This is a genomic window from Paenibacillus zanthoxyli JH29 (genome assembly GCF_000520715.1).
Classification (GTDB): domain Bacteria; phylum Bacillota; class Bacilli; order Paenibacillales; family Paenibacillaceae; genus Paenibacillus_AQ; species Paenibacillus_AQ zanthoxyli.
The window spans coordinates 1-2009 of the sequence record NZ_ASSD01000237.1 but is presented as its reverse complement, the minus strand read 5'-3'; the positions used below and the strand labels follow the sequence as shown (position 1 = coordinate 2009).

General features: G+C 51.5%; 4 protein-coding genes. All 4 read left to right on the top strand.

All coding sequences use genetic code 11. The annotated features are described in order from the left end of the window. The first annotated feature begins 102 nt into the window (after positions 1–102). The 4 genes from L691_RS0108705 (at position 103) to L691_RS0108690 (ending at position 1868) form a co-directional block, all read left to right on the top strand. Complete coding sequence (locus L691_RS0108705; protein WP_051459337.1) at positions 103–573, top strand: PTS sugar transporter subunit IIA; 471 nt, start codon at positions 103–105, stop codon at positions 571–573. 202 nt (positions 574–775) lie between these two features. After that, on the top strand, positions 776–1132 hold the full coding sequence (locus tag L691_RS0108700; RefSeq protein WP_025690022.1) for a hypothetical protein: 357 nt from the start codon (positions 776–778) through the stop codon (positions 1130–1132). After that, positions 1132–1290: a YfhD family protein gene (locus L691_RS31200; RefSeq protein ID WP_081949592.1), complete on the top strand. Its 159-nt coding sequence runs from the start codon at positions 1132–1134 to the stop codon at positions 1288–1290. Before L691_RS0108700 ends, L691_RS31200 begins: the two co-directional genes overlap by 1 nt. A 125-nt stretch (positions 1291–1415) precedes the next feature. Further along, positions 1416–1868, top strand: coding sequence for a hypothetical protein (locus tag L691_RS0108690; protein WP_025690021.1), 453 nt, complete (start codon positions 1416–1418; stop codon positions 1866–1868). Positions 1869–2009 lie beyond the last annotated feature (141 nt).

Sequence of the window (2009 nt, the reverse complement as noted above, 5' to 3'; positions counted from 1 at the left end):
CAAGCCTCCGGGAACACCGCCGGTCAGGCTGCGGAACCAACAAAGGTACCGGTGTTTGCCAAAGACCGCGCTATATTGGTAGATGCTCCCGGAACGCTCACTATGCTGTCGCCTATAAGCGGAACACTGGTGGATCTGGGACAGGTGCCCGACCCGGCCTTTGCCGAGAAACAGATGGGAGACGGCATTGCGATTCAGCCGGACGAAGGGAAGGTGTATGCACCTTTCGACGCCGTCGTGGTACATGTCATGGAGAAGAGCAAACATGCGGTGATTCTGGAGCATGCCAGCGGGGTGCAGGTACTGATTCATATTGGAATCGACACCGTAGCTTTAAAAGGCGAAGGATTTGTGCTGAACGTTCACACCGGCGATCAGGTGAAGGCGGGACAACTGCTGGTCGAATTCGACACGGAAACGATCCGCAGAGCGGGACTGTCCACTGTTACTCCTATGATTATTCCAAATGGAATTGAAGGCGTGCTTGATTTTAGCATCACTGCATCCGGAAATGTAACCGCAGCCAACGACCGGATTATGAAAGTGAACTATGCGGTTGCCAATCATGCCTGAAATGAAAATAAAGCATGAGGTTCATGTATTTTTCGAGGATTAATAATGATCTCCTTTAAAAGAGGATGGCGCGATTGAATGCGCTGTCCTTTTCTCTGGGGACGGGCAGCGTCAAGGGATAAATTAATGCTTACCTGCACACTCTAAGCCTGAAACACGGCGGGTGATCACCCGTACCCAAAGAGGAGCGTGCGACGAGATTATGTCCGAAAAAAATATACTCGCCTATTTCAAAAGTCCGGAGGATGCAGAAGGCGCTTCGCGCAAGCTTCAGTCGCTGCGGGTCGTTGATATATCTATCGACCGTTTCAGCCGTTACGGAGGCGGATTCACTTCCCAGGCCATTCCGGCCAATGGTTTAATCACAAGCCTGGGAACCGCTGCTACCGGATATCCTGACGCGGGCGTAATGGCCGCAGCCGATCCGAGCGCGAGCGGGATGAGCCATGGAGGGTCGGGAGGGCCGACAGGGCGGGATATTCTGCTGACCGTCGTGGTTGATGAGGCCTCCTTCCACCAGGCTCTATCCATCATTGAGGAAGCCGGGGGTATGATCTGATGTCCAAGAATGAGAAGCTGAAGAAACTGTTCGAAGCCAAGAATGAAGATGTGGAATTTTCCGCTGCGGAAGCGGACCGGGACGACATCAAGGCTCTTGACCGGGCGCAGGAAGCGGACCGCAGACAGCTTCACGAGATCATAGAGGAAGAGGAATAAGCTAACCTCAAACGAACCTCCTAATCTACGCGAATCCCCCAGATTGGGGGGTCTTTCATATGTGAAAAAAGAAGGGTTCCTCCTTTCTGTGTCGAATTGTGATTGTTTAGGAGGGATACATTAGGATGACACTCATTTTAGGCTATCAATTCGAGGAGTACTCAATACCGTTGTCGTTTGCGAATCGCTATTTTATTCTGGAATCGGCCCCGGATGGTCTCAAGGTCAGCGTTCTGCATCATCAGGAGGATAATCCGGTGTTCGAAATTTTAAAGAATGAACCCATCGGCAGTCCGTATTCGAATATCGTTAATTCCGTTCCCGGTGTGTTGGCGGTTAGAGAGAATAGCGGCCGGCCGGTCTACCAGCTGCAAATCGGCGCCGAGGCCAGAGCGGCCTTGATCCTGGAGGATGGAAGTGAACTAGAAGTTCGTTTTTCCAAGGATAAAATTCAGGCCGGCAAGCTGGAAGCGGACAACACTAAGTTCGCAGGAGGTATAGGGGTTAAGGTGAGCCCGAGCGGGAGAGTTGGGATTGGCAACTATTTGCCGCACGGCCTGTTGAAATGGTTTCAATAAGAAATGAAAATACAGATTTAGGGGGCGGCCAGGAGCCGGCCCCTTATTTTCGCATTGCCCCAAAATGAACCTTTTTGCCTCGCTGATCTCATGAAGACAAGCGAACGTCGTTTCAACTGACAGGAATATCCGATAAGAAGC

Bases quoted from the DNA above. Each gene is read 5' to 3' on its own strand.
- L691_RS0108705 (WP_051459337.1), top strand. From the start codon at position 103: ATGCTGTCGCCTATAAGCGGAACACTGGTGGATCTGGGACAGGTGCCC.
- L691_RS0108700 (WP_025690022.1), top strand. From the start codon at position 776: ATGTCCGAAAAAAATATACTCGCCTATTTCAAAAGTCCGGAGGATGCA.
- L691_RS0108690 (WP_025690021.1), top strand. From the start codon at position 1,416: ATGACACTCATTTTAGGCTATCAATTCGAGGAGTACTCAATACCGTTG.
- L691_RS31200 (WP_081949592.1), top strand. From the start codon at position 1,132: ATGTCCAAGAATGAGAAGCTGAAGAAACTGTTCGAAGCCAAGAATGAA.